22 protein-coding genes and 1 pseudogene are annotated in these 24,088 nt (G+C 53.4%); 12 read left to right on the forward strand and 11 right to left on the reverse strand.

All coding sequences use genetic code 11. The features are described 5' to 3' along the window. Nucleotides 1–53 precede the first annotated feature (53 nt). Nucleotides 54–2,267, forward strand: coding sequence for a sensor domain-containing phosphodiesterase (locus ACLJRH_RS17065; RefSeq protein ID WP_000773652.1), 2,214 nt, complete (start codon nucleotides 54–56; stop codon nucleotides 2,265–2,267). Nucleotides 2,268–2,302: 35 nt separating this feature from the next. Here ACLJRH_RS17065 and ppx read toward each other — a convergent pair whose 3' ends face one another. The 4 genes from ppx to purM form a co-directional block, all read right to left on the reverse strand. After that, nucleotides 2,303–3,844 (reverse strand): exopolyphosphatase, encoded by a 1,542-nt coding sequence (gene ppx, locus ACLJRH_RS17070; protein ID WP_001123324.1) that lies wholly within the window; start codon nucleotides 3,842–3,844, stop codon nucleotides 2,303–2,305. A gap of 4 nt (nucleotides 3,845–3,848) precedes the next feature. After that, complete coding sequence (gene ppk1, locus ACLJRH_RS17075; RefSeq protein ID WP_000529555.1) at nucleotides 3,849–5,915, reverse strand: polyphosphate kinase 1; 2,067 nt, start codon at nucleotides 5,913–5,915, stop codon at nucleotides 3,849–3,851. A 188-nt stretch (nucleotides 5,916–6,103) separates the two neighbouring features. Continuing rightward, a complete protein-coding gene (purN, locus tag ACLJRH_RS17080) occupies nucleotides 6,104–6,742 on the reverse strand; it encodes a phosphoribosylglycinamide formyltransferase (protein ID WP_001028588.1) in 639 nt (212 codons plus the stop codon). Further along, nucleotides 6,742–7,779 carry a phosphoribosylformylglycinamidine cyclo-ligase gene (gene purM / locus ACLJRH_RS17085; protein ID WP_000130477.1) on the reverse strand — a complete coding sequence of 346 codons (1,038 nt, stop codon included), beginning with the start codon at nucleotides 7,777–7,779 and terminating at the stop codon, nucleotides 6,742–6,744. The genes purN and purM overlap by 1 nt, the downstream gene beginning before the upstream one ends. Nucleotides 7,780–8,192: 413 nt before the next feature. Here purM and upp point away from each other — a divergent pair, with 413 nt between their 5' ends. From upp to ACLJRH_RS17100, 3 genes are all read left to right on the forward strand, one after another. Then, complete coding sequence (upp, locus tag ACLJRH_RS17090; protein ID WP_000706208.1) at nucleotides 8,193–8,819, forward strand: uracil phosphoribosyltransferase; 627 nt, start codon at nucleotides 8,193–8,195, stop codon at nucleotides 8,817–8,819. An 87-nt stretch (nucleotides 8,820–8,906) separates the two neighbouring features. Continuing rightward, nucleotides 8,907–10,196, forward strand: a complete 1,290-nt coding sequence (uraA, locus tag ACLJRH_RS17095) for a uracil permease (protein WP_000198344.1) — start codon at nucleotides 8,907–8,909, stop codon at nucleotides 10,194–10,196. Nucleotides 10,197–10,290: 94 nt separating this feature from the next. Beyond that, on the forward strand, nucleotides 10,291–10,992 hold the full coding sequence (locus ACLJRH_RS17100) for a DnaA inactivator Hda (RefSeq protein ID WP_061835882.1): 702 nt from the start codon (nucleotides 10,291–10,293) through the stop codon (nucleotides 10,990–10,992). Nucleotides 10,993–11,018: 26 nt separating this feature from the next. On the opposite strand, the gene arsC is transcribed toward ACLJRH_RS17100, so the two are convergent. Both arsC and bepA read right to left on the reverse strand, forming a co-directional pair. Then, on the reverse strand, nucleotides 11,019–11,378 hold the full coding sequence (gene arsC, locus ACLJRH_RS17105; protein WP_000132650.1) for an arsenate reductase (glutaredoxin): 360 nt from the start codon (nucleotides 11,376–11,378) through the stop codon (nucleotides 11,019–11,021). 39 nt (nucleotides 11,379–11,417) lie between these two features. Continuing rightward, the gene (gene bepA / locus ACLJRH_RS17110) at nucleotides 11,418–12,881 is read right to left on the reverse strand and encodes a beta-barrel assembly-enhancing protease (RefSeq protein WP_000489635.1); all 1,464 of its coding nucleotides are present in this window, start codon (nucleotides 12,879–12,881) and stop codon (nucleotides 11,418–11,420) included. A 207-nt stretch (nucleotides 12,882–13,088) separates the two neighbouring features. Here bepA and ACLJRH_RS17115 point away from each other — a divergent pair, with 207 nt between their 5' ends. Together ACLJRH_RS17115 and ACLJRH_RS17120 are read left to right on the forward strand one after the other, a co-directional pair. Beyond that, nucleotides 13,089–14,156 (forward strand): AI-2E family transporter, encoded by a 1,068-nt coding sequence (locus tag ACLJRH_RS17115; protein WP_000892056.1) that lies wholly within the window; start codon nucleotides 13,089–13,091, stop codon nucleotides 14,154–14,156. A 221-nt stretch (nucleotides 14,157–14,377) separates the two neighbouring features. Further along, nucleotides 14,378–14,704 (forward strand): annotated as a pseudogene (locus tag ACLJRH_RS17120) (glycerate kinase); the annotation flags it as partial. 49 nt (nucleotides 14,705–14,753) lie between these two features. Here ACLJRH_RS17120 and bcp read toward each other — a convergent pair. Both bcp and ACLJRH_RS17130 read right to left on the reverse strand, forming a co-directional pair. Continuing rightward, a complete protein-coding gene (bcp, locus tag ACLJRH_RS17125) occupies nucleotides 14,754–15,224 on the reverse strand; it encodes a thioredoxin-dependent thiol peroxidase (RefSeq protein ID WP_001068686.1) in 471 nt (156 codons plus the stop codon). Further along, nucleotides 15,224–15,796 carry a glycine cleavage system transcriptional repressor gene (locus ACLJRH_RS17130; protein ID WP_000189061.1) on the reverse strand — a complete coding sequence of 191 codons (573 nt, stop codon included), beginning with the start codon at nucleotides 15,794–15,796 and terminating at the stop codon, nucleotides 15,224–15,226. The genes bcp and ACLJRH_RS17130 overlap by 1 nt, the downstream gene beginning before the upstream one ends. Nucleotides 15,797–15,941: 145 nt before the next feature. On the opposite strand from ACLJRH_RS17130, the gene dapA reads away from it, so the two are divergent. The 5 genes from dapA (at nucleotide 15,942) to tmcA (ending at nucleotide 21,787) form a co-directional block, all read left to right on the forward strand. Beyond that, nucleotides 15,942–16,820 (forward strand): 4-hydroxy-tetrahydrodipicolinate synthase, encoded by an 879-nt coding sequence (gene dapA, locus ACLJRH_RS17135; RefSeq protein ID WP_000494020.1) that lies wholly within the window; start codon nucleotides 15,942–15,944, stop codon nucleotides 16,818–16,820. 16 nt (nucleotides 16,821–16,836) lie between these two features. Then, on the forward strand, nucleotides 16,837–17,871 hold the full coding sequence (gene bamC / locus ACLJRH_RS17140; RefSeq protein ID WP_000331877.1) for an outer membrane protein assembly factor BamC: 1,035 nt from the start codon (nucleotides 16,837–16,839) through the stop codon (nucleotides 17,869–17,871). A 174-nt stretch (nucleotides 17,872–18,045) separates the two neighbouring features. After that, complete coding sequence (gene purC / locus ACLJRH_RS17145) at nucleotides 18,046–18,759, forward strand: phosphoribosylaminoimidazolesuccinocarboxamide synthase (protein WP_023223182.1); 714 nt, start codon at nucleotides 18,046–18,048, stop codon at nucleotides 18,757–18,759. A gap of 130 nt (nucleotides 18,760–18,889) precedes the next feature. Then, a complete protein-coding gene (locus ACLJRH_RS17150) occupies nucleotides 18,890–19,753 on the forward strand; it encodes a neutral zinc metallopeptidase (RefSeq protein ID WP_001267519.1) in 864 nt (287 codons plus the stop codon). Nucleotides 19,754–19,768: 15 nt separating this feature from the next. Next, on the forward strand, nucleotides 19,769–21,787 hold the full coding sequence (tmcA, locus tag ACLJRH_RS17155; protein ID WP_023136448.1) for a tRNA cytosine(34) acetyltransferase TmcA: 2,019 nt from the start codon (nucleotides 19,769–19,771) through the stop codon (nucleotides 21,785–21,787). A 26-nt stretch (nucleotides 21,788–21,813) separates the two neighbouring features. Here the strand turns inward: tmcA and ACLJRH_RS17160 are convergent, their stop codons facing one another. From ACLJRH_RS17160 to ACLJRH_RS17170, 3 genes are read right to left on the reverse strand one after another with little or no spacing between them, the layout of a single operon-like run. Continuing rightward, nucleotides 21,814–22,014: a YpfN family protein gene (locus ACLJRH_RS17160; protein ID WP_000383842.1), complete on the reverse strand. Its 201-nt coding sequence runs from the start codon at nucleotides 22,012–22,014 to the stop codon at nucleotides 21,814–21,816. A 27-nt stretch (nucleotides 22,015–22,041) separates the two neighbouring features. Further along, nucleotides 22,042–23,169, reverse strand: a complete 1,128-nt coding sequence (gene dapE, locus ACLJRH_RS17165) for a succinyl-diaminopimelate desuccinylase (protein ID WP_001277825.1) — start codon at nucleotides 23,167–23,169, stop codon at nucleotides 22,042–22,044. A 3-nt stretch (nucleotides 23,170–23,172) separates the two neighbouring features. Then, nucleotides 23,173–23,529, reverse strand: coding sequence for an ArsC family reductase (locus tag ACLJRH_RS17170; protein ID WP_000631923.1), 357 nt, complete (start codon nucleotides 23,527–23,529; stop codon nucleotides 23,173–23,175). Nucleotides 23,530–23,941: 412 nt separating this feature from the next. Between ACLJRH_RS17170 and ypfM the strand changes: the two genes are divergently transcribed. Then, on the forward strand, nucleotides 23,942–24,001 hold the full coding sequence (gene ypfM / locus ACLJRH_RS17175; RefSeq protein ID WP_001386977.1) for a protein YpfM: 60 nt from the start codon (nucleotides 23,942–23,944) through the stop codon (nucleotides 23,999–24,001). Nucleotides 24,002–24,088: the final 87 nt, after the last annotated feature.

A 24,088-nucleotide genomic window follows, 5' to 3' on the forward strand; every position in this document is an offset into this window, starting at 1 on the left:
GGATGCCTGTCTGTTAACGCCCCTTTGGGATTGGGGGGTTCTGCTGAGCATCTATGAAACTAAATAAAACTTATATAAATATCAGAGATAAATGGTGGGGACTACCGCTCATTCTCCCTTCGATTTTACTACCTGTTTTAAGTAGCGCAAATACTTATGCGCTTACCAGCACTGGAAATGTGGTTCTTTTTTACCTGCCGTTAGCTTTTATGCTTAGTCTGATGCTCTTTTTCGGCTGGGCAGCACTGCCGGGTATTGTGCTTGCTATCTTCTGGCGCAGATACCCGCAGACAGGGCTGTATGAAACCCTTTCTGTGACGATGCACTTTATCATTACTATCGTGCTAAGTTGGGGCGGTTATCGTGTCTTTTCCCCCCGGCGAAATAATGTTTCCCACGGCGACGCCCACCTGTTGTTTCAACGAATGTTCTGGCAGGTATTTTGTTCAGCAACATTATTTCTGGTCATCTACCAGTTTGCCGCTTTTGTTGGCATGTACGAAAGTAAAGCCAGCCTGATGGGGGTAATGCCCTTTAATATCAACACGCTGATTAATTACCAGGCGTTACTGGTCGGTAACCTTATCGGCGTGCCATTGTGCTATTTTATTATTCGTACTCTCCGCAATCCGCTGCACCTGCGCGGGTATTATCAGCAATTAAAGCTACAGATTGATAGCAAGGTCACTAAAAAAGAGATCGTTATTTGGCTGGCCGTATTGACTACACTAATGTTTATACTGTGTATGCCATTGACTGATAATAGTTCAATATTTAGTACCAACTATACGCTTTCGTTATTATTGCCGGTCATGCTGTGGGGCGCGATGCGCTATGGCTATAAGTTTATTTCAATTATCTGGGCCGTCGTGCTAATTACGTCAATTCATTATTATCAGCGTTATATGCCCTGGTATTCAGGTTATGATACGCAATTAGCGATTACCTCTTCGAGCTATCTGGTTTTTTCTTTTATTGTTAATTATATGTCTGTGCTGGCCACGCGCCAGCGCGTAGTGAGTAGTCGCGCACGGCGGCTGGCCTATCTTGACCCGGTGGTACATCTTCCCAATTTACGTGCGTTAAACCGCGCGCTCCAAAATGCGCCCTGGTCTACGATCTGTTTTTTACACGTGCCGGGCCTGGAGCTATTGGGTAAAAATTATGGCGTCATGCTACGCATCCAGTATAAGCAAAAGCTCTCTCACTGGATTACGCCGATGCTGGCCTCAAATGAGTGTGTCTACCAGATGTCAGGGCACGACCTGGTGCTGCGTCTTAATACAGAGGCGCATCAGCAGCGTATTGAAGCGCTGGATAAACATATTAAGCAGTTTCGGTTTATCTGGGATGGACTGCCGCTACAGCCGCCTGTCGGCGTGAGCTACTGCTGCGTGCGTTCTCCGGTTAGCCACCTTTATCTGCTGTTGGGCGAATTAAGCACCAGTTCCGATCTTTCGTTGACGACTAACGCGCCGGAGGATTTACAGCGGCGCGGCGCAATGCACCTGCAGCGCGATTTGAAGGGCAGAATTGCGATGATGAATCGCCTGCAACAGGCGTTGGAGCACGATCATTTTTTCCTGATGGCGCAGCCTATTTTCGGTGTTCGCGGGGACGTTTACCATGAAATTTTACTGCGACTCAGGGATGACAACGGCGACGTTATCAACCCGGACAATTTTTTACCCGTGGCGCATGAGTTTGGTTTGTCTTCCGCTATCGATCTCTGGGTGATTGAAAACACGCTGCGGTTTATGGCGGCCAGCCGGGAATATATGCCCGCGCATCGTTTTGCCATTAATCTGTCGCCAACATCGGTATGCCGCGCCCGTTTTCCTGCAGAAGTTAAGCAGTTGCTTACGCAATATCAGGTTGAACCCTGGCAACTGGTTTTTGAGGTAACGGAAAGCAACTCTCTCACCAATGCTGAGCAGGCGCAGTTGACGCTGGGACAGCTACAGCAGTTTGGCTGTCAGATAGCGATTGATGATTTCGGTACAGGCTACGCCAGCTATGCGCGGCTGAAAAACGTTAACGCCGATATTCTTAAAATTGACGGCAGTTTTATTCGCAATATAGTGTCAAACAGTCTCGATTATCAGATCGTGGCTTCTATTTGTCATTTAGCGCGAATGAAAAAAATGCAGGTCGTCGCGGAGTATGTCGAGAGCGAAGAAATACGAAGCGTCGTGCTGTCGTTGGGGATCGACTATCTTCAGGGATATTTAATTGGCGAGCCGCAGCTATTATCTGAGATTCAGTAAAGGCAGACGCCGCGGCGCGGCGTCTGATCCACAATTTACGCGGCGATCTCCGGCGAGCTTTCTTCCTCAATATTGAGACGCCAGCCAGTTACCGCTTCCCAGTACTGCTGTTCTTTTTCCAGATCAAGCAGTACCAGCGCATTCTGGCTGAACCAGTCATGCGGAAAACATAACGTCCAGTGGCTGTCATCGGTCGTTAGCCGCAGCGTCGGCGGCGTGGTGGTCGCCTGCCGCTGGTTGTTCAGTAATACGCCCAGCCGAAGTAGCTGAATTAACGGCAGATACTGTTTTTTCTTAAACAGCGTAAAGCGGGGCATATCATCCAGTTTTATGGCTTTACGATGATAACGCACCAGCGTCGCCATCATCATTTGCTGCTCCTGATTAAAGCCGGGCAAATCGCTGTGTTGCAGAATATAAGCCGAATGGCGATGTAAACCGCTGTGATTAATATTCAGTCCAACCTCATGCAGCATTGCCGCCCAGCGGAGCAACGCTTCAAGCTGCGGATGCGCCAGTTTTGGCTGCTGGGCTTGCCACTGCTCGTACATTTGCATGGTGGTTTCCAGCACGCGTCTGGCCTGTTCTCTGTCAATGTTGTATTGATTGGCCAGACTTTTTGCGGTACGGCTGCGAACATCCTGATGGCGGAAGCGGCCTTCCATTTCATACAGCACGCCTTCGCGCAACGCGCCGTCGGAAAGGCGAAGCTCGCGGATAGCCAGAGCATCAAAAACGCCGCACAGAATCGCCAGGCCCGGCACAAAGACCGCTTTTCGTTCTTCAGACAGACCCGGCAGGCTGAGCGCATTAAAGGAGCGGTGCTTCAACACTTCTGACTTCAGTTTATCGAGGCGCTCCGGCGTAATGAAGCCATCTTTCTCACCCAGCGCCAGGAGAACTTCATGAGCGGCCTTAATCGTACCGGAAGCGCCCATCGCCACGTTCCAACCCTGAATACGATACTGCCAGGTTAAGGTTTCCAGTTTTTGCGCCGCCGCCATTCGGGCGCGCTGGAAGTTTTCTTTATTGATAACGCCGCCGGGAAAGTAGAGCTGCGCGAAGCTCACGCAGCCCATACGACGGCTTTCAACCAGCTTGGGTTCGAAGTTTTCGCCAATGACCAGCTCTGTTGACCCGCCGCCGATATCGATCACCAGCTTGCGGCCTTTTTCCGGCTGCGTATGTTCTACGCCCATAAAAATCAGGCGCGCTTCTTCGTTACCGGAAATAATCTCTATCGGGTAGGGAATAACCTTTTCCGCGCGTTTGAGAAAATCAGCGGCATTTTGCGCCTGACGTAACGTATGGGTGCCTACGATACAGACGCTGGAAGGGGAGAAACCTTGTAAGCGTTCAGCAAACAGCGACAGACAGCTAAGCCCCCGTTCCATGGCTTCTTCGCTGAGTTTGTTATCCGCGCCCAGCCCGTCCGCCAGATGGACGCGCTGTTTTAAGCGCCCGATAATCTGCATTGCGCCGTCAACCACGCGGGCAATGACCATATGAAAGCTGTTTGAGCCGAGATCGACCGCAGCGAACTCCTGCGGGCGAGGGGATTTATCGTAAATTGGCATAGCGTTAGTCTGGTTGCTCGAGTGATTTGATGTAGTCATAAATTGCCAGCTGCGCCTGAACTTTACGGCGATTGCCGCGCGGCACGTAGCGGTTGCTGAGTTCTTTATCGATAAAACGCGCTTTTACCGTGTCGCTAAACAGAATGTCAATGATATCCAGGACGCGTTGTTTAAGCCGCGGGTCGAGGATAGGCGTAGCGACTTCGATACGGTAGTCAATATTACGCGTCATCCAGTCAGCTGAAGAGAGCCAAACTTGCTTATCACCGCCGTTTTCGAAAATATAAACCCGATCGTGTTCCAGATAGCGATCCACGATGCTAATCGCGCGAATATTATCGCTAATGCCTTCCAGCTGCGGAATAAGAGAACACATACCGCGCACCAGCAGATTGACCTGGACGCCCGAACCCGACGCGGCGTATAGCCTGTCGACCAACCCTTTATCGACCAGGTTGTTAAGCTTTAACGTAATCCCTGACGGTAAGCCTTGCTGGGCATTGGCGATTTCACGATCGATCATCTCATACAGCAGACGCCGTGAGTTTTGTGGAGAAACCATCAAATAATCGAAAGTGACCGGGCGATAGGGGTTTTCAATAAAATTAAAGACCCGACGCACTTCATTGGTAATGCGCGCATCGGCGGTCAGCAGCGAATAATCGGTATACAGCCGCGCTGTTTTTTCGTTGAAGTTACCGGTGCCGATATGCGCATAACGCACCACGTCATCGCCCTCTTTTCGTGAGATGAGGAAGAGTTTGGCGTGAATTTTCAGCCCGGGCGCAGAGAAAATAACATGGACGCCCGCTTCGGTTAACCGCTTGGCCCAGTGAATATTCGCCTCTTCATCGAAGCGCGCCTGCAACTCCACCACCACGGTGACTTTTTTGCCGTTATGGGCGGCATGGATCATCGAGTCAATAATGCGCGAGTCTTTCGCTACGCGATAAATATTGATTTTGATCGCCAGCACGCTTGGGTCAAACGACGCCTGGCGTAGCAGTTCCAGTACATGTTCAAAGGTGTGATAAGGATAATAGAGCAGCACATCACGTTCACGAATCGCGTCAAAACCGTTACGAAACTTCTCTTTATCAAACCAAAGATGGCGTAACCGCGGTAACGGTTTATTGACCAGGTTGGCTTTACCGACATTCGGAAAATTAATAAAGTCTTTAAAATTGTGGTAGCGCCCGCCGGGTACGATTGAGTCATACCGGGAGATCGTCAGTTTTTCCCGCAGCACGTCGACCAGCGCGGCGGGCATATCGCGTTGATAGACAAAGCGCACAGGTTCAGCGGTCAGGCGCTGCTTCAGGCTGGAAGACATCAGCTCCATCAGACTGGATTCCATCTCATGCACCAGGTCATATTCGGCATCGCGGGTCATTTTCATCGAATAGGCATTAAGCGCGTCATAGTCGAAGAACCCTTTAAAAATGTCATCCAGGCAGTAGCGCAGAATATTATCCAGAAGGATCATCGGCTTGCGTCTGCGCGGTGTCTCCGGCGGCAGATTAACGAAGCGTGGGACTTTGTCGGACGGTATCTCCAGCAGCGCATAGTTGATGGTATCGCCGCGGATAATCTCCACCGCCAGATAGGTGTAATCATCTTTTAAAAACTGAACAAGATCCGTCTCCCGGTTAATGAGAATCGGGGTAATATGCTGGCGCAAATAGTGCTTAAAATAGTGGCGCAACCAGCTTTGTTGGTTCACCGAGAGCTGACGCTCGTTGATCAGAAAGATTTGATTACGCGCCATTTCCAGCAGTAATTCGTTGTACAGGCCGTCGAACTCCTGGTCTGCTTTCAACACGCGGGACTGAATTTTGCCTAACAAATGGCGTGAATGAGAATTTGAACCCTGTTCTTCGCTGATAATAATGCGTCGTTTCAATTCAGCGAAACGCACTTTGTAGAACTCGTCGAGGTTATTAGAATAGATTCCCAGGAACCGCATCCGCTCAATCAACGGGTTGGATTTATCCGCTGCTTCCTGTAACACGCGTTCGTTAAATGCTAACCAGCTCAGTTCTTTCTCGATATATAGCTTTTCCTGACCCATTACTACCTATACTCCGTTTTATTCACGGGACACTGCCTGATGATTATGGCGAGCATTACGCGTTAATGTCCAACTGCGCCAGAAAAATATGACAATAAACTGATAGCATAAAGGAAGGGAAAAGAGTAGGCCGGATAGGCATTTATGCCGCCATCCGGCAAGCAGACGCAGTCCTGTCCGATGACGTATTATTCGTCAGACGCATAACCTTGCGGCGGCAGACGACGCCCGTCCAGCCAGGCGGCGTTATCGCGCATCTTTAGACGCCCCTGCGCAAACCAGCCAATCACCAGCGGATAAATCGCATGTTCCTGAGTTTGTACGCGTGCGGTGATATCATCTTCGCTGTCGTCGGCAAAAACCGGCACCTTCGCCTGGAGAATGACCGGGCCGCCGTCGAGTTCGTCTGTCACGAAATGCACCGAGGTACCGTGCTCCTCATCGCCGTTTTCCAGCGCCTGGCGATGGGTATGCAACCCCGGATATTTTGGCAGCAGGGAAGGGTGAATGTTCAGCAGACGCCCGTAGTAATGCGCGACAAACATCGGACTCAGAATACGCATAAAACCGGCCAGCACGACCACATCGGGCGCATACGCGTCTATCTTGCGAATCAACTCGCGATCGAAGGCGTCGCGGCTGTCAAACCGATCGGCAGTCAGCGCTTGCGCCGGAATGCCGGCTTCTCTGGCGCGTTCAAGGCCGAACGCGTCGGCCTTATTGCTGAATACTGCCCTGAGGGTGCCTTTAATTTTCTTCGCTTCGCAGGCATCGATAATCGCCTGTAAATTGCTTCCATTGCCGGAAATCAGCACCACAATATTCATTATTCAATAACCACACGCTGTTCGGAATCAGAGGCTTTGATGATACCGATTTTCCATGCGTTTTCACCTTTCTCGTTTAGCAGAGCAAGCGCTTTGTCCGCTTCCGGAGCGGAGAGCGCAATCACCATGCCGACGCCGCAGTTAAAGGTACGGTACATTTCATGTCGGCTGACATTACCGGCGGTTTGCAGCCAGGTAAAGATGGCGGGCCACTGCCATGACGACTCATTAATTACCGCCTGGGTATTCTCCGGCAGAACGCGCGGAATATTTTCCCAAAAGCCGCCGCCGGTGAGGTGGGCGATAGCGTGTACATCGACGTTTTCAATCAGTTCCAGAACCGATTTTACGTAGATACGGGTCGGTTCAAGCAGATGATCGGCCAGCGGCTTCCCTTCCAGCAGAGTGGTTTGTGGGTCGCAGCCGCTAACGTCAATAATTTTCCGCACCAGCGAATATCCATTCGAGTGCGGGCCGCTGGAGCCGAGCGCAATCAGCACGTCGCCTTCGGCAACCCGGGAGCCGTCGATGATTTCTGATTTTTCGACTACGCCGACGCAGAAACCCGCCACATCGTAATCTTCGCCGTGATACATGCCCGGCATTTCCGCCGTCTCGCCGCCAACCAGCGCGCAGCCGGATTGCAGGCAGCCTTCGGCAATACCGTTGATCACGCTGGCGGCGGTATCGACATCCAGTTTACCCGTGGCATAGTAATCGAGGAAAAACAGCGGTTCCGCGCCCTGAACGACCAGATCGTTTACGCACATCGCCACCAGATCAATACCGATAGCGTCGTGACGCTTTAAGTCCATCGCCAGGCGAAGTTTGGTGCCTACGCCGTCAGTGCCGGAAACCAGTACCGGTTCACGATATTTTTGCGGCAACGCGCACAGCGCACCGAAACCGCCCAGACCGCCCATAACCTCCGGGCGGCGAGTTTTCTTCACTACGCCTTTGATTCGATCAACCAGAGCGTTACCCGCATCAATATCGACGCCGGCATCTTTATAGCTAAGAGAGGTCTTATCGGTCACTGCCTGGTTCCCCACGTTTTTTCTTGCGGTAAAAGTTAAATTCGGCGCAATTCTAACAGGGAAAGCAAACGTTTGCGAGCGTGGTCTGCGCCCTGGATATCCGGGCGATTTTTTTGGCATGGTTTCGGTCGCTGCTTGAAAATTTCTCTGTTGGTAAAAAAGAAAAGGATATCCAGCACTTGGTTTACGACAGGTGGTCTGGACAGGCCATTCATCCTTAAAATTGCTAAGATTCAAACGGTTGTTAGCCTTTATCGCCTGTTTCAACGTGAGTGATTTATACTCACTTTTCCGCTATCAGCGCTTTTGGTTGATCCAGGTCAAGCATACATTGTGTTGCGCCAGAGAGGAAAAGCGGTATAATCCGGCGATTTTTTTTGTGGTTGCCAGTCATCTGAGGATAGGAGAAGAGTATGAAGATCGTGGAAGTCAAACACCCACTCGTCAAACACAAGCTGGGTCTGATGCGTGAAAACGACATTAGCACTAAACGCTTTCGTGAACTCGCCTCAGAAGTAGGCAGCCTGCTGACGTATGAAGCGACAGCCGACCTGGAAACGGAAAAAGTCACCATCGAAGGCTGGAATGGCCCGGTGGAAATCGACCAGATCAAAGGTAAAAAAATTACCGTTGTGCCGATTCTGCGCGCGGGCCTGGGCATGATGGAAGGCGTTCTGGAAAATGTACCGAGCGCGCGTATCAGCGTAGTCGGGATGTACCGTAACGAAGAGACGCTTGAGCCAGTACCTTATTTCCAGAAACTGGTATCGAACATTGATGAGCGCATGGCGCTGATCGTCGACCCGATGCTGGCGACTGGCGGTTCTGTCATCGCGACCATCGACCTGCTGAAAAAAGCAGGCTGTAGCAGCATTAAGGTGCTGGTGCTGGTCGCCGCGCCGGAAGGCATTGCGGCGCTGGAAAAAGCGCACCCGGACGTTGAACTGTACACCGCCTCTATCGATCAGGGGCTTAACGAGCACGGATACATTATTCCGGGGCTTGGCGATGCCGGCGATAAGATTTTTGGTACCAAGTAAGTGAATAAATAATTAAAAGCCGACTTTAAGAGTCGGCTTTTTTTTGAATAAAACAACTCATAACAAACACACTTAGAGGAAAACACTATGACGCGCCGTGCTATCGGGGTGAGTGAAAGACCGCCGCTTTTACAGACAATCCCGCTTAGTTTACAGCACCTTTTCGCCATGTTTGGCGCGACCGTGCTGGTGCCAGTTCTGTTTCATATCAACCCCGCGACGGTGCTGCTGTTTAACGGTATCGGAACGCTGCTGTATCTCTTTATCTGCAAAGGTAAAATTCCGGCCTACCTCGGATCGAGCTTTGCCTTTATTTCCCCGGTACTACTGCTGTTGCCGCTGGGTTATGAAGTGGCGCTGGGCGGTTTTATTATGTGCGGCGTGTTGTTCTGTCTGGTTTCTTTCATCGTTAAAAAAGCGGGCACCGGCTGGCTGGATGTGATGTTCCCGCCTGCGGCAATGGGCGCAATCGTTGCCGTCATCGGTCTGGAGCTGGCTGGCGTCGCGGCGGGGATGGCCGGATTGCTGCCTGCGCAAGGGCAGTCGCCGGACACGAAAACAATTATCATCTCCATGGTCACGCTGGCGGTGACGGTGTTCGGCTCCGTACTGTTTCGCGGTTTCCTGGCGATCATTCCGATTTTGATCGGCGTGCTGGCAGGCTATGCGCTGTCATTCGCGCTGGGAGTGGTCGATACCACGCCCATTGCCCAGGCACACTGGTTTGCGCTGCCGACCTTCTATACGCCGCGTTTTGAATGGTTCGCGATCCTGACGATTCTGCCCGCGGCGTTGGTCGTGATCGCCGAGCATGTCGGTCATCTGGTGGTGACGGCGAATATCGTCAAAAAAGATCTGGTGCGCGATCCCGGTTTGCACCGCTCGATGTTCGCTAACGGACTGTCGACGATCGTCTCCGGTTTCTTCGGCTCCACGCCGAATACCACCTATGGGGAAAATATTGGCGTCATGGCGATCACCCGCGTTTACAGTACCTGGGTTATCGGCGGCGCGGCGATTTTCGCCATTCTGCTTTCCTGCGTCGGCAAACTGGCGGCGGCGATTCAGATTATCCCGTTACCCGTGATGGGCGGCGTCTCACTGCTGTTGTACGGCGTTATCGGCGCGTCGGGGATTCGCGTCTTGATCGAATCGAAAGTCGATTACAACAAAGCGCAAAACCTGATCCTCACCTCGGTGATTTTGATCATCGGCGTGAGCGGCGCGAAAGTGCATATCGGCGCGGCAGAATTGAAAGGGATGGCGCTGGCGACCATCGTCGGGATTTGCCTGAGCCTGATTTTTAAACTGATTAGCCTGTTGCGTCCGGAAGAAGTGGTACTGGAGGCAAATGATGCGGAGTCTCCGCATCAGTAACGGGTTGCCGGGCAGCGATGCTGCCCGGTTCTATCTCAAGGGAATTATGTGGTAAACTCAGCGCGATTTTATGTCATCCTGGGTTGAGGTATCTCTGAACACACCGGCACAGCTCTCTTTGCCACTTTATCTTCCTGACGACGAAACTTTCGCAAGTTTCTGGCCGGGGGATAACGCCTCTCTACTGGCCGCGTTACAAAACGTGTTGCGCCAGGAACATAGTGGATATATCTACCTTTGGGCGCGTGAAGGCGCGGGCCGCAGCCATTTGCTGCACGCCGCCTGCGCTGAACTGTCGCAGCGTGGAGATGCGGTAGGCTACGTCCCGCTCGATAAACGCACCTGGTTCGTGCCGGAAGTGCTCGACGGTATGGAACACCTCTCGCTGGTGTGTATTGATAACATTGAGTGTGTTGCTGGCGATGAACTGTGGGAGATGGCGATCTTTGATCTTTATAACCGCATTCTGGAGTCCGGTAAGACGCGGTTATTGATCACCGGCGATCGTCCGCCAAGACAGTTAAATCTGGGCTTGCCCGATCTCGCTTCCCGTCTGGACTGGGGGCAAATCTATAAACTCCAGCCTCTTTCCGATGAAGACAAACTTCAGGCGCTACAGTTGCGCGCCCGGTTACGGGGGTTTGAACTGCCGGAAGATGTCGGGCGGTTTTTACTCAAACGTCTTGATCGCGAAATGCGCACGCTGTTTATGACGCTGGATCAGCTCGATCATGCGTCGATCACTGCCCAGCGAAAACTGACGATCCCGTTTGTCAAAGAGATCCTGAAACTGTAATACGCCGCGACGGCGGCGTTCAACGGTTAACCGAGGATGTCCAGCACCTGCTCAGGCGGTCGGCCAATGCGCGCCTGACCATTTGCCACCACAATGGGGCGCTCCATCAGTTTAGGGTGTTCAACCAGCGCCTGGATTAACGCCTCTTCACTCAGCTGGCTATCCGCCAGATGAAGCGTTTTATAGAGATCTTCTTTCTGGCGCATCAGTTCGCGCGCGCTGGACATGCCCAACATACGCAGCAGTTCTCGCACGGTGGCGGCGTCAGCGGGCGTATCCAGATAAAGCACCACTTCCGGTTCCACGCCGTTAGATTTCAGCAGGTTCAGCGTGTCGCGGCTCTTCGAACAGCGCGGGTTATGGTAGATTTTAATCGTGTCGGTCATGAGTTCTCCTTGTGACGCCATCCGGCTAATAAACGGCGATTACATTTTCGTGTATGGCTTGAAGCGTTCCTGTAACTGGCGCAACTGGTCGATACGCGCATCGTAACGCGCCTGTTGCTGGCTACCCAGTTTTGCCTGGGCGCTGGCGCTACTGAGCAGTGAAATTGCCTGATCCAGTCGTCCCGCCAGCGCATAACTTTCAGCGCGCGCCGCCAGCTCCTGATCGCGGTTGTTCAGCGCGGCTTCGGCCTGAGCAAGCAGATCCCAGCCGTTACCGTCATCTTTATGGCTAAAGGTGTAGCGATTCAGAATGGTTTCCGCCGCTTTCGGCTGGCCTCCCTGGAGGTACGCATTGGCGAGGTTTAACTGCAGCACAGGATTAACGCGCAGATCGCGGGCATTTTTCAGGCGATTAATCGCGTCGTTGGCTCTTTTCTGCCCCAGGTCAATATCGGTGGCGAGGTCAAGATACCAGGCATTGTTCGGCTCCGCGCTTAATAGCGGCTGCAACGTTTTGCGCGCTTCATCGTACTTGCTCGCTTCCATCGCCTGCAACGCCCGGCCATATTGCGCCGCATGTTGCTGACGCACGTTGCCTTTAGACCACTGATCCAGCAGGTCGCTGGTGAGCTGGTTACGTCCGGAATTGTACATTCCCAGGGCGCGCGCTTTGGCGAGATAAAAGTCGGCGGAAGATTGCACCACGACCGGGCGCATCTGGTTGGCACGGTTGCGGGCATCCGCAAGGCGGCTTTCCGGTAAGGGGTGAGTGAGCAAAATTTCAGGCGGACGCGTGGAGTAACGCGCCTGGTCGAGCAGTTTTTCGAGGAAAGAGGGCATCGCCTGTGGGTCAAATCCGGCGCGTTGCAGTACCTGAATACCAATACGGTCGGCTTCTTGCTCATTTTGCTGGGTGAAACTTATCATTCCCTGGCGCGTTCCCGCCAGAGTACCGGTTAGCGCCGCCATACCGGCCTGTGGGCTGGCCATGGCCAGCAAAATGGAACCCAGCGCGCCCACCCAGGTAAGCGGCGCGCTGCGCTTTTGATCTTCCATCGCGCGCGCCAGATGGCGCTGCGTCACGTGGGAGATTTCATGCGCCATGACTGAAGCTAGCTGGCTTTCGTTATCCGCGTAGCGAAAAAGCGCCGAGTGCAGCACCACATTGCCGCCAAAGAACGCGAACGCGTTGATTTCGTCATTATTGATCAAGAAAAAATGGAAGGGCGTTTTGACGGAGTCGGCGTGCGAGACCAGACGCATACCCAGCGTGTTAATGTATTGCACCAGCAGCGGATCGTTGATTAACGGCGCGCTGCCGCGTAGCTGGCGCACATAAAAGTCGCCCATTTGCATCTCTTGTCCGATAGAAAGCGTGCTTCCTGCCGAGGTTCCCATATCGGGCAGCGTGTCGGCAGGGTCGGCAAATGCGGGCGCGACCTGACCGAGAGCCAATGCTGCAATGAGGGTTGCCACCAGGTTTTTTTTCAACTGCCTGAACATAACCTCTATCCTGTTGTTTTGAGATAGCCCTTTGACCAACGTCGTGAAATATCGTTCCACGCTCCGACACTTCATAAGTGTAACTGTGATGAGCACAGACTCACTGTTTTAGTTTCCTGAATCAACGATAAAAAGCGAAGTCTTTTTTGTGACATTTCGATACAATTCGGCATCACAATCCCGCAGTTGAGTTCTGGGAAGGGTTTTATGCTCGAAATGTTAATGCAATGGTATCGCCGTCGCTTCAGCGACCCGGAGGCGATTGCCTTGCTGGTCATTCTGGTGGCTGGTTTTAGCATCCTCTTTTTCTTTAGCGGCCTGTTAGCGCCGCTGCTGGTCGCTATCGTACTGGCCTACCTGCTGGAGTGGCCGACGGCGCGCCTGCAGGCGATTGGCTGTTCCCGGCGCTGGGCAGCCTCCATTGTCCTTATCCTCTTTGTCGGCATTTTGTTATTAATGGCGTTTGTGGTGATGCCGATTGCCTGGCAGCAGGGTATTTACCTGATTCGTGATATGCCCGGTATGCTGAATAAACTGTCCGATTTTGCCGCGACCTTGCCGCGACGCTATCCGGCGCTGATGGATGCGGGCATTATTGATGCGATGGCGGAAAACATGCGTACCCGGATGCTTAACATGGGCGATTCGGTGGTGAAGTATTCGCTGGCTTCGTTAGTCGGGCTACTGACGCTGGCTGTATATCTGGTGCTGGTGCCGCTGATGGTCTTTTTCCTGGTAAAAGATAAAGAGCAGATGCTGAATGCCGTGCGCCGCGTGCTGCCGCGTAATCGCGGGCTGGCGGGGCAGGTGTGGAATGAGATGAATCAGCAGATCACCAACTATATCCGCGGAAAAGTGCTGGAGATGGTGGTGGTGGGCGTAGCGACCTGGCTGGGCTTTTTGCTGTTTGGCCTCAACTATTCGCTACTGTTGGCGGTACTGGTGGGCTTTTCGGTTCTGATCCCCTATATCGGCGCCTTTGTGGTGACAATTCCGGTGGTGGGCGTCGCGCTGTTTCAGTTTGGCCTGGGGACGGAATTCTGGAGCTGTTTTGCCGTTTATCTGATTATTCAGGCGCTGGATGGCAATCTGCTGGTACCGGTACTTTTCTCCGAAGCGGTGAATTTGCATCCGCTGGTGATTATTCTGTCAGTGGTGATTTTCGGCGGTCTGTGGGGTTTCTGGGGAGTGTTTTTCGCCATTCCATTGGCGACGCTGATTAAAGCCGTTGTCCATGCCTGGCCGGATGGTCAGGTGACGGATGCCTCATCCTGAGCGGTCTGTACGAAAGTCGTAAAGCGTGAACGACATCATAGTGCCCTGCCGCCATTTTGCGCACGCCTGATGAGGGACAAGCGCTTAGAAAGCCGCTCTTTTTTTAATGCCGCGCCGTGTTGCGGCATTTTTATTGTCGGAACCTACAAAATTCTCGCTGCTGAAGGAAAACTGTATTGTAGAAATTGATTCCGCTACCGCTACCGCCAATCAGCTTAAAGGCGTGCGATGTCAACAATCCGTTGTGTGGTCCCCAGGGCGCATCGGCCATCTTTGGCCCACAAAAAGGGGCGACAGCGGAAATGGTGAACACCCTGGACGAGGCGCTGGAAAACTGGGGCCGGCATATTTATCAGGCTACGGGACGTGAGGTGATTAACGCTCCCGGCGCGGGCGCGGCAGGTGGAATGGGCGGCGCGCTTTTAGGATTGCTCAATGCGGAGTTACGCGCCGACGTAGAGATTGTCGTGGAAACGCTACAGCTTGAGCAGGCGGTTAAAGATGCCGATCTGGTGATTACCGGAGAAGGGCGTCTGGCGCGGCAAGCCTGACGGCACATTCCCTTTCCAGGCCGCACATCAGCGCGGCCTGAGGCTTTTACGCGTTTTCTTTCAGCCAGTTCAGCACCACATCATGGTGATTGCTGGTTTTAAAATCATTAAAGACGTGTTCAATCTTACCATCAGCGTCAATCAAAAAGCTGATGCGGTGAATGCCGTCATACGTTTTGCCCATAAACGACTTTTCGCCCCAGACGCCGAACTGTTCACACACCTGATGGTTTTCATCGGACAAAAGGGTAAAGTTCAGCAGCTCTTTTTCAGCGAAACGGGAGAGTTTTTCAGGTTTATCGGTGCTGATGCCCAGCACGTCCACGCCTGCTTTTTTGAGCTCGTCCATGTTATCGCGTAAGCCGCAGGCCTGCACGGTACAGCCGGGTGTCATGGCTTTTGGGTAGAAATAAACCAGAACGCGCTGTCCCTGGAAGTCGGTCAAATTTACTTGTTCCCCGTCTTGATCCGGCAAGCTAAATTTCGGTGCGATATCACCGGCTTTCAGTGGATTCATTACTTAACTCCATCCTGTTCATCATGTTGTGAGTAATTGACGACGTTTATACTGCCTTGCGCATTGAGTTCTGTACATAGTGCTTTAAAGGCTTGCTCAATATTTGCGGAATTTTGCGACGCCGGGCTATGTGCGGTGATTTGAATAAATAATTGCGCAGCTTTATCACCTTCAGCCGGCTGTGTGCGGGAGACCAGCTCCGCAATATTCATTTCATGACTATTAAACAGCGCGGTGAATCGCTCAATTAAATGCGGGGAGTCGGCGACCTCAACCTGAACCCATACCGTCGCGGGCATTGCCGGGCGGGGGCGGTCGGACGTCCGTTTCATCACAATCAGCAGATCCAGCTCCGCGCCTTTTAACGGCAATGTCGATTCAATCAAGGTAATCGCGTTCCACGTGCCGGACAACAACATAATAAACGTGAATTCATCGCCCAGCATCGCCAGTCGGCTGTCTTCGATATTACAGCCGCAACTGCTGACATGGCGAGTAATGGTATTCACAATACCGGGCCTGTCGGCGCCCAGCGCAGTGATAACCAAATAGTGTTGTGATGACGGTGTCAAACCAGTTATTCCTTTGAGCGGTGAGGTAATCTTAAGGAAACCATAAAAAAAACCTGCATACAACAATCAGAACGGCTTTGGTCGCTTGCTTTTATTGCCATACCAAACGTACCATTGAGAGACTTGTTTGCACAGAGGATGGCCCATGTTCACGGGAAGTATTGTCGCGCTTGTTACGCCGATGGATGAGAAAGGTAACGTCAGTAGGTCTTGCCTGAAAAAACTCATTGATTATCATGTCGCCAACGGTACCTCGGCGATTGTTTCGGTTGGCACTACCGGCGAGTCTGCCACGCTAAGCCATGATGAACATGGCGATGTCGTGATGATGACGCTGGAACTGGCTGACGGACGTATTCCGGTTATCGCCGGCACGGGCGCAAACGCGACCGCGGAAGCGATTAGCCTGACGCAGCGTTTTAACGATAGCGGCATTGTTGGCTGCCTGACGGTAACGCCGTACTACAATCGCCCCACGCAGGAAGGTTTGTTCCAGCATTTCAAAGCCATCGCGGAACACACTGACTTGCCGCAAATTCTGTATAATGTGCCGTCCCGTACCGGTTGCGACATGTTGCCGGAAACCGTGGGTCGTCTGGCGGAAATAAAAAATATTATCGCTATCAAAGAGGCGACAGGGAACTTAACCCGCGTTCACCAGATCAAAGAGCTGGTTTCAGACGATTTTATTCTGCTTAGCGGCGATGACGCGTCTGCGCTGGACTTTATGCAACTGGGTGGTCATGGCGTGATTTCCGTTACGGCTAACGTAGCGGCGCGCGAGATGGCTGACATGTGCAAACTGGCGGCGGAAGGGCAATTTGCCGAGGCGCGCGCTATCAACCAGCGTCTGATGCCGTTACACAACAAACTATTTGTCGAACCCAATCCTATCCCGGTGAAATGGGCATGTAAGGCATTGGGTCTTGTGGCGACCGACACGCTGCGCCTGCCAATGACGCCTATCACAGACCATGGTCGTGACATCGTCAAAGCAGCGCTTCAGCATGCTGGCCTGCTGTAAAGTTTAGGGAGATTTGATGGCTTACTCAGTACAAAAGTCGCGCCTGGCGAAGGTTGCGGGTGTTTCGCTTGTTTTGCTGCTCGCTGCCTGTAGTTCCGATTCGCGCTACAAGCGCCAGGTAAGCGGCGATGAATCCTATCTGGATGCCGCGCCGCTTGCTGAACTTCACGCCCCGGCAGGAATGATCCTGCCGATAACGACCGGCGACTACGTTATTCCGGTCACGAAGGGGAGCGGCGCGGTTGGTAAGGCGTTGGATATCCGTCCGCCGGCGCAGCCGTTAGCGTTAGTGAGCGGCGCGCGTACCCAGTTCTCTGGCGATACCGCTACGTTATTGGTGGAGAATGGCCGGAGCAGCACGCTGTGGCCGCAAGTCGTCAGCGTGATTCAGGCGAAAAATTATCCGATTGAAAAACGTGACGATGCCAGCCAGACCCTGACGACCGATTGGGTGAACTGGAACCGCCTGGATGAAGACGAACAGTATCGCGGACGTTATCAAATCTCGGTGAAGCCGCAGGGCTATCAGCAGGCGGTAACGGTAAAACTGGTTAATCTGGAACAGGCTGGCAAGCCGGTCGCTGACGCGGCGTCGCTGCAGCGCTATAGCACTGAAATGATGAACGTCATTTCCGCCGGTCTGGATAAGACCGCTACGGATGCGGCAAATGCCGCGCAGAACCGTTCCGCCGCAACGATGGATGTGCAGAGCGCCGCTGATGATACCGGTTTACCTATGCTGGTCGTTCGCGGTCCGTTCAACCTCGTGTGGCAACGCCTCCCGGCCGCGCTGGAAAAAGTGGGCATGAAAGTCACCGACAGCACTCGCTCTCAGGGCAGCATGGCGGTAACGTACAAACCGTTGTCTGACAGCGACTGGCGGGATCTGGGCGCTAGCGACCCGGGCCTGGCATCCGGAGACTATAAATTGCAGGTCGGCGATTTAGATAACCGCAGCAGCTTGCAGTTTATCGATCCTAAGGGGCATACTCTGACGCAAAGCCAGAACGACGCGCTGGTTGCCGTCTTCCAGGCAGCGTTCAACAAGTAATTTAACAGGGCTGGAGTAATCCGGCCCTTTTTTCTGATAAGATACGCAAACGTGTGCGTCGGTACAAAAACGCGATTTAACCGCTATTTCGCACCACAATTACAGGCCGACGTCTCCGGCAGGCGTAGCAGGAAATGAATACTTATCGTTAATTCACACCCAGGAGTGTTAAAGATGCAAAAGCAAGCTGAGTTGTATCGTGGTAAAGCGAAAACCGTATACAGCACGGAAAACCCGGACCTGTTGGTGCTCGAATTCCGCAATGATACGTCAGCAGGGGATGGCGCGCGCATTGAACAGTTTGATCGCAAGGGCATGGTAAATAACAAATTCAACCATTTCATTATGACCAAACTGGCCGAGGCGGGCATCCCGACCCAGATGGAACGTTTGCTGTCTGATACCGAGTGTCTGGTGAAGAAGCTGGAGATGGTGCCGGTTGAATGTGTGGTGCGCAACCGTGCGGCTGGGTCGCTGGTCAAGCGTTTGGGCGTGGAAGAAGGCATGGAGCTTAACCCGCCGATATTCGATCTGTTCCTGAAAAACGACGTGCTGCACGACCCGATGGTGAATAGTTCCTACTGTGAAACGTTCGGTTGGGTAAGTCAGGAAAATCTGGCGCGTATGAAAGAGTTAACCTACAAAGCCAACGACGTACTGAAAAAACTGTTTGATGACGCGGGTCTTATCCTGGTGGATTTCAAACTGGAGTTTGGCCTGTATAAAGGCGAAGTGGTGCTGGGCGATGAGTTTTCACCGGACGGTAGCCGCCTGTGGGATAAAGAGACGCTGGACAAAATGGACAAAGACCGCTTCCGCCAGAGTCTGGGCGGTCTGATTGAAGCCTATGAAGCCGTCGCGCATCGCCTGGGCGTGAAATTAGATTAATTCCGCTTCTGACCGGGGGGCAACCGCTCTCCGGTATCATCCTTTCCTCATTCTGATAGCGTTTACCTGTGGTAATCCTGCGCCTGACCGCCTACGATCATCTGTATAACAAAGAGAGAATGAGGTGATTATGCGCTGGCAAGGGCGTCGTGAAAGCAACAATGTAGAGGACAGACGTAATCGGCCAGGCGGCCCCTCTCTGGGTGGCCCTGGCTTTCGTCTTCCGCGCGGAAAAGGCGGCATCATTCTGTTGGTGGTGGTGTTGGTCGCGGGGTACTATGGGGTGGATTTAACCGGTCTGTTGACCGGTCAGCCGATTTCGCAGCAGCAGTCGACGCGTTCGATAAGCCCCAATGATGATGAAGCGGCAAAATTTACCTCGGTGATTCTGGCGACGACCGAAGATACCTGGGGGCAACTCTTTCAAAAAATGGGGCGCGGCTATCAGCAGCCAAAACTGGTGATGTACCGTGGTATGACGCGCACCGGCTGTGGTGCGGGTCAGTCCGTGATGGGGCCGTTTTACTGCCCGGCGGACGGCACCGTCTATATCGATCTCTCATTTTACGATGATATGAAAAATAAGCTGGGCGCGGACGGTGATTTTGCCCAGGGTTATGTCATCGCCCACGAAGTCGGCCACCACGTACAAAAACTGTTAGGTATTGAGCCGAAAGTACGCCAGTTACAGCAAAACGCGTCGCAAACGGAGGTGAATCGCCTTTCGGTGCGCATGGAGCTACAGGCGGATTGCTTTGCCGGCGTGTGGGGACACAGTATGCAGCAGCAAGGCGTACTGGAGGCGGGCGATCTGGAAGAGGCGCTCAATGCCGCACAGGCTATCGGCGACGATCGCTTACAGCAGCAGGGGCAGGGGCGCGTCGTGCCGGATAGTTTTACCCACGGCACCTCAGAACAGCGCTACAGCTGGTTTAAGCGTGGATTTGACAGCGGTGACCCGGCGCAATGTAATACGTTTGGCAAAAACTTTTGATAAACCGGGGCAGGGATGTCTGATATCGATGCGCTACAGGCGTTAACGTCGCAAATGACACAGGAAGGCATTCGCCGTTTACTGGTCATCAGCGGCGATGCGGCGTGGTGCCGGGAGCGGGCCGAGGCGATACGCGCTGCGCTGCCCGGTGACTGGCTGTGGGTTGCGCCTGACGCGCCCGCGCAGCCGCGCTGTACGCCACAGGCGTTACAAACGCTGCTGGGCCGTGAATTCCGTCATGCGATATTTGATGCCTGGCAGGGCTTTGACGCCGCAGCGTTTGCCGCCCTGAGCGGGACCTTGCAGGCCGGAAGCTGGCTGCTTCTGCTGATGCCGCCGTATGAGACGTGGGAAAGCAGGCCTGATATCGATTCACTGCGCTGGAGCGACTGCGCGCAGCCTATCCCCACACCGCAGTTTGCACAGCATCTTAAACGGACTCTTTCCCGCGATCCGCAAACGCTGCTTTGGCGACAGCGCCAGCCGTTTTGCTGGCCATCTTATCCTTCCCGTGAACGCTGGCGACCCGCCACCGGCGAGCCGCAGCCGGAGCAGGCGGCTATCTTATCGCGTTTACGTGAAATGCCGCCCGGCGTGGCGACGGTGATTGCCCCCCGTGGGCGCGGCAAATCGGCGCTGGCCGGGCAATTCATCTCCCGGATGGCGGGCACGGCTATCGTGACCGCACCGGCGAAAACGGCAACGGATATCCTTGCAGCGTTTGCCGGTGAGCGGTTCTGCTTTATGGCGCCGGATGCGCTGCTGGCGAGCGGGGCAAGAGCCGACTGGCTGGTGGTTGACGAGGCGGCGGCAATCTCCACGCCGCTGCTGCTGCAACTGGTTTCGCGCTTTCCCCGCATACTACTCACCACCACCGTTCAGGGCTACGAAGGCACCGGACGAGGTTTTTTACTTAAGTTTTGCGCCCGTTTTCCGCAGCTTCACCGCTTCACGCTTCGTCAGCCTGTCCGCTGGGCGCCAGAATGCCCGCTGGAAAATATCGTCAGCGAGGCGCTGATATTCGACGATGAAGCGTTTGCGCAGGCGCCACATGGCGCGATAGCAATCTCGGCGTTTTACCAACAGGCCTGGGGGGAGACGCCCGCGTTGCCGAGGGCTGTGTATCAGTTACTGTCGGGGGCGCACTATCGTACTTCGCCGCTGGATCTGCGCCGAATGATGGATGCGCCAGGACAGCATTTCTTGCAGGCCACGGCGAATAACCGTGTGGCGGGTGCCCTCTGGCTGGTCGAAGAGGGCGGGTTATCCGCAGAACTCAGTCAGGCTGTATGGGCCGGTTTCCGGCGTCCGCGTGGAAATCTGGTGGCGCAGTCGCTGGCGGCGCACGGTAGCGACCCTTTAGCCGCGACGCTGGTCGGGCGTCGCGTAAGCCGTATCGCAGTGCACCCCGCTCGCCAGCGTGAAGGCATCGGTCAGCAGTTGATTGCCTGCGCGTGCATGCAGGCGGCGCAGTGTGATTATCTTTCCGTCAGCTTCGGCTATACGCCGGAGCTGTGGCGTTTCTGGCAACGTTGCGGCTTTGTGCTGGTACGGATGGGCAACCATCGGGAGGCGAGCAGCGGTTGCTATACGGCGATGGCGTTATTGCCGCTGAGCGACGCGGGAAAACGGCTGGCGCAACAGGAACACCGGCGTTTACGCCGCGATGCGGATATCCTGACGCAGTGGAACGGCGAGGCGATACCGCTGGCGGCGTTACGCGAACAGGCGCTTAATGATGAAGACTGGCGTGAGCTGGTCGGTTTTGCGTTCGCGCACCGCCCGCTACTGACATCGCTAGGTTGCCTGCATCGTTTACTGCAATGCAGCGCATTGCCGTTACCGGCGCTGAGAGGACGGCTGGAGGAAAAAGCCAGCGATGCCGAACTGTGCGCCCGGCTACGCATTTCAGGCCGTAAAGCTCTGCTGGCGTTGCAGCGTGCGCAGGCGGCGCAGGCGCTGATTGTGCTGGATGCCGGACGAACGCAGCGTTTACGCGACGTAATGCCCGGCGGTGGGGACCATGCCGGATAGCGATACCTGTCCGGCATGTTATCCGGTTACTTTTTCGGCTGATCTTTCTTCGGCCAGTCTTCTTCATCGTCCCACTTATCGTTAAAATCGCGATGCGGGGGCAGCTCAGGTTTATTGGCAAGGAATTTCTTATGGTCGATGCGTTTGAGATCTTTGATCACATTCAGCAGTACGCCTACCAGAAACACCAATACCAGAATCCACCAATATTTTGCCAGCCAGTCCATGCTTATTTCCTCTTACAGGAACGCTCATCAGGCGACGAGCTGTTCCATAATACGTTGATACATACGAGCCAGTAGCTGGAGATCGGCGGCATTCACACATTCATTAATTTTATGAATGGTGGCGTTCACCGGCCCCAGTTCTACCACCTGCGCTCCCATACGGGCGATAAAACGTCCGTCGGACGTACCGCCCGTCGTCAGTAATTGCGGTTTAATTTCATTATAGTGCTCAATGGCGTTTACCACCGCGTCCACCAGCTTGCCGCGTGCGGTCAGGAACGGCTGGCCGGAAAGCCACCAGTCTACGGTATAACGCAGCTGATGCTTCTCAAGCAGCGCATGTACCCGCTCTTTGATCATCTCATCGGTCAGTTCCGTGCTGAAACGGAAGTTAAACTGCACGAACAGTTCGCCCGGAATGACATTATTGCTGCCGGTGCCTGCCTGGATATTGGCTACCTGCATACTGGTGGCCGGGAAAAAGTCATTGCCCCGATCCCACTCGATAGCGACCAGTTCATTAAGAAAAGGCGCGGCGCGATGAACAGGGTTATCCGCCAGATGCGGATAGGCGACGTGCCCCTGAACGCCATGAATAGTGAGGTTACAGGTGAGGGAACCGCGACGCCCGTTTTTGACGACATCGCCCACAATTTCAGTACTGGAAGGTTCGCCGACCAGACAGTAATCCAGCCGCTCGTTACGGGCCATCAGCGCTTCAACCACCTTTACGGTGCCATTTTTTGCGCTGGCTTCCTCATCAGAGGTAATCAAAAACGCGAGGCGGCCCCGGTGATGAGGATGCTGCGCAACAAAACGTTCAGCAGCCACCACCATGGCCGCCAGTGAACCTTTCATATCCGCCGCGCCGCGACCGAACAACATTCCGTCGCGAATCGTAGGTTCAAACGGCGGATTGATCCAGCGATCGACATCGCCAGCCGGTACGACGTCAGTATGCCCGGCGAACGCCAGCGTTTCGCCACGCCCACGCCATGCCCAAAAATTTTGCGTGTCGCCAAAATCCATATGCTCAATGGTAAAACCGATTTTACGCAGGCGTTCAATCATTAATGCCTGACAGCCTGCGTCATCCGGACTCAGGGAGGGGCGACGAATAAGTTGCTGTGTCAGCTCAATAACCGGGCACGACATAGACTACACCTCATCAAAAAACTGCTGATAACGGGATTCACTGAAACCAAGCAGCATAGGCTTCCCGGGCGCGCAGAGCAATGGGCGTTTGATGATTGCCGGCTGTTCAACCATGAGAGCAGCGGCGGAGTCGGCATCGGTAATCCCGCTGCGGTCGCCTTCATCCAGTTTGCGCCATGTTGTGCCGCGCGTATTCAGTAAAGGCTGCCAGCCGAGTTCGGCAATAAAGGTATTAAGAAGAGGGAGGTCTATGCCATCCACACGGTAATCGTGAAAACGATAATCAATGCCATGCTCCTCCAGCCAACGGCGCGCTTTTTTGATCGTGTCGCAATTCTTAATGCCATAGAGGGTAATCATATTGAATCCTTTAACGCGAAATTCGAATAAATAATCAATAGTATCGTCTGCGGGATAATAAGTGTGGCTGTTAATGGTTATTTATCCAGCGCTGATCGGCAATCAATATAACATTGTTGAGTGAATGTGAATAATGATTCCAAAACGTTCCAAATGTGGCTTGTTTATAATTCGCGGGACAAATCCTATTTTGTGCACATGCAATTGATTGTTTTTTAACCCGATTTGATAAAGTAGTAGAAAAGGTATTAATGTTGCTAAATATTGCAGTAAGTCACATAAAATTTACGGCTACAGCGCCATAGTAATATCATAGACAGCGTAACCAGAGGATATCGCAACAATCGGTTAAATGAACTTCTCTCTATACCGCTAACTACGTAGAATACCCATAATAATAAGAGAGGCTATTATGATTGAACGTGAACTGGGGAACTGGAAAGATTTTATCGAAGTCATGCTTCGTAAATAAATGACTGGAAGGCACCGCGCTCCCATAGGGGATAAGAAAAGGCGACTCAACGAAAGTCGCCTTTTTTGTGCCCGACACCTCGTATCA

This window comes from Salmonella sp. SAL04162 (assembly GCF_046551535.1).
Lineage (GTDB): Bacteria > Pseudomonadota > Gammaproteobacteria > Enterobacterales > Enterobacteriaceae > Salmonella > Salmonella enterica.

Coding starts and splice junctions, on each gene's coding strand:
- arsC (WP_000132650.1), bottom strand. CDS start 11,378: ATGACCGACACGATTAAAATCTACCATAACCCGCGCTGTTCGAAGAGC.
- uraA (WP_000198344.1), top strand. CDS start 8,907: ATGACGCGCCGTGCTATCGGGGTGAGTGAAAGACCGCCGCTTTTACAG.
- ACLJRH_RS17065 (WP_000773652.1), top strand. CDS start 54: ATGAAACTAAATAAAACTTATATAAATATCAGAGATAAATGGTGGGGA.
- ACLJRH_RS17170 (WP_000631923.1), bottom strand. CDS start 23,529: ATGATTACCCTCTATGGCATTAAGAATTGCGACACGATCAAAAAAGCG.
- tmcA (WP_023136448.1), top strand. CDS start 19,769: ATGTCTGATATCGATGCGCTACAGGCGTTAACGTCGCAAATGACACAG.
- purC (WP_023223182.1), top strand. CDS start 18,046: ATGCAAAAGCAAGCTGAGTTGTATCGTGGTAAAGCGAAAACCGTATAC.
- ppx (WP_001123324.1), bottom strand. CDS start 3,844: ATGCCAATTTACGATAAATCCCCTCGCCCGCAGGAGTTCGCTGCGGTC.
- purN (WP_001028588.1), bottom strand. CDS start 6,742: ATGAATATTGTGGTGCTGATTTCCGGCAATGGAAGCAATTTACAGGCG.
- ACLJRH_RS17160 (WP_000383842.1), bottom strand. CDS start 22,014: ATGGACTGGCTGGCAAAATATTGGTGGATTCTGGTATTGGTGTTTCTG.
- bepA (WP_000489635.1), bottom strand. CDS start 12,881: ATGTTCAGGCAGTTGAAAAAAAACCTGGTGGCAACCCTCATTGCAGCA.
- ACLJRH_RS17115 (WP_000892056.1), top strand. CDS start 13,089: ATGCTCGAAATGTTAATGCAATGGTATCGCCGTCGCTTCAGCGACCCG.
- dapE (WP_001277825.1), bottom strand. CDS start 23,169: ATGTCGTGCCCGGTTATTGAGCTGACACAGCAACTTATTCGTCGCCCC.
- ppk1 (WP_000529555.1), bottom strand. CDS start 5,915: ATGGGTCAGGAAAAGCTATATATCGAGAAAGAACTGAGCTGGTTAGCA.
- upp (WP_000706208.1), top strand. CDS start 8,193: ATGAAGATCGTGGAAGTCAAACACCCACTCGTCAAACACAAGCTGGGT.
- bamC (WP_000331877.1), top strand. CDS start 16,837: ATGGCTTACTCAGTACAAAAGTCGCGCCTGGCGAAGGTTGCGGGTGTT.
- bcp (WP_001068686.1), bottom strand. CDS start 15,224: ATGAATCCACTGAAAGCCGGTGATATCGCACCGAAATTTAGCTTGCCG.
- ACLJRH_RS17150 (WP_001267519.1), top strand. CDS start 18,890: ATGCGCTGGCAAGGGCGTCGTGAAAGCAACAATGTAGAGGACAGACGT.
- dapA (WP_000494020.1), top strand. CDS start 15,942: ATGTTCACGGGAAGTATTGTCGCGCTTGTTACGCCGATGGATGAGAAA.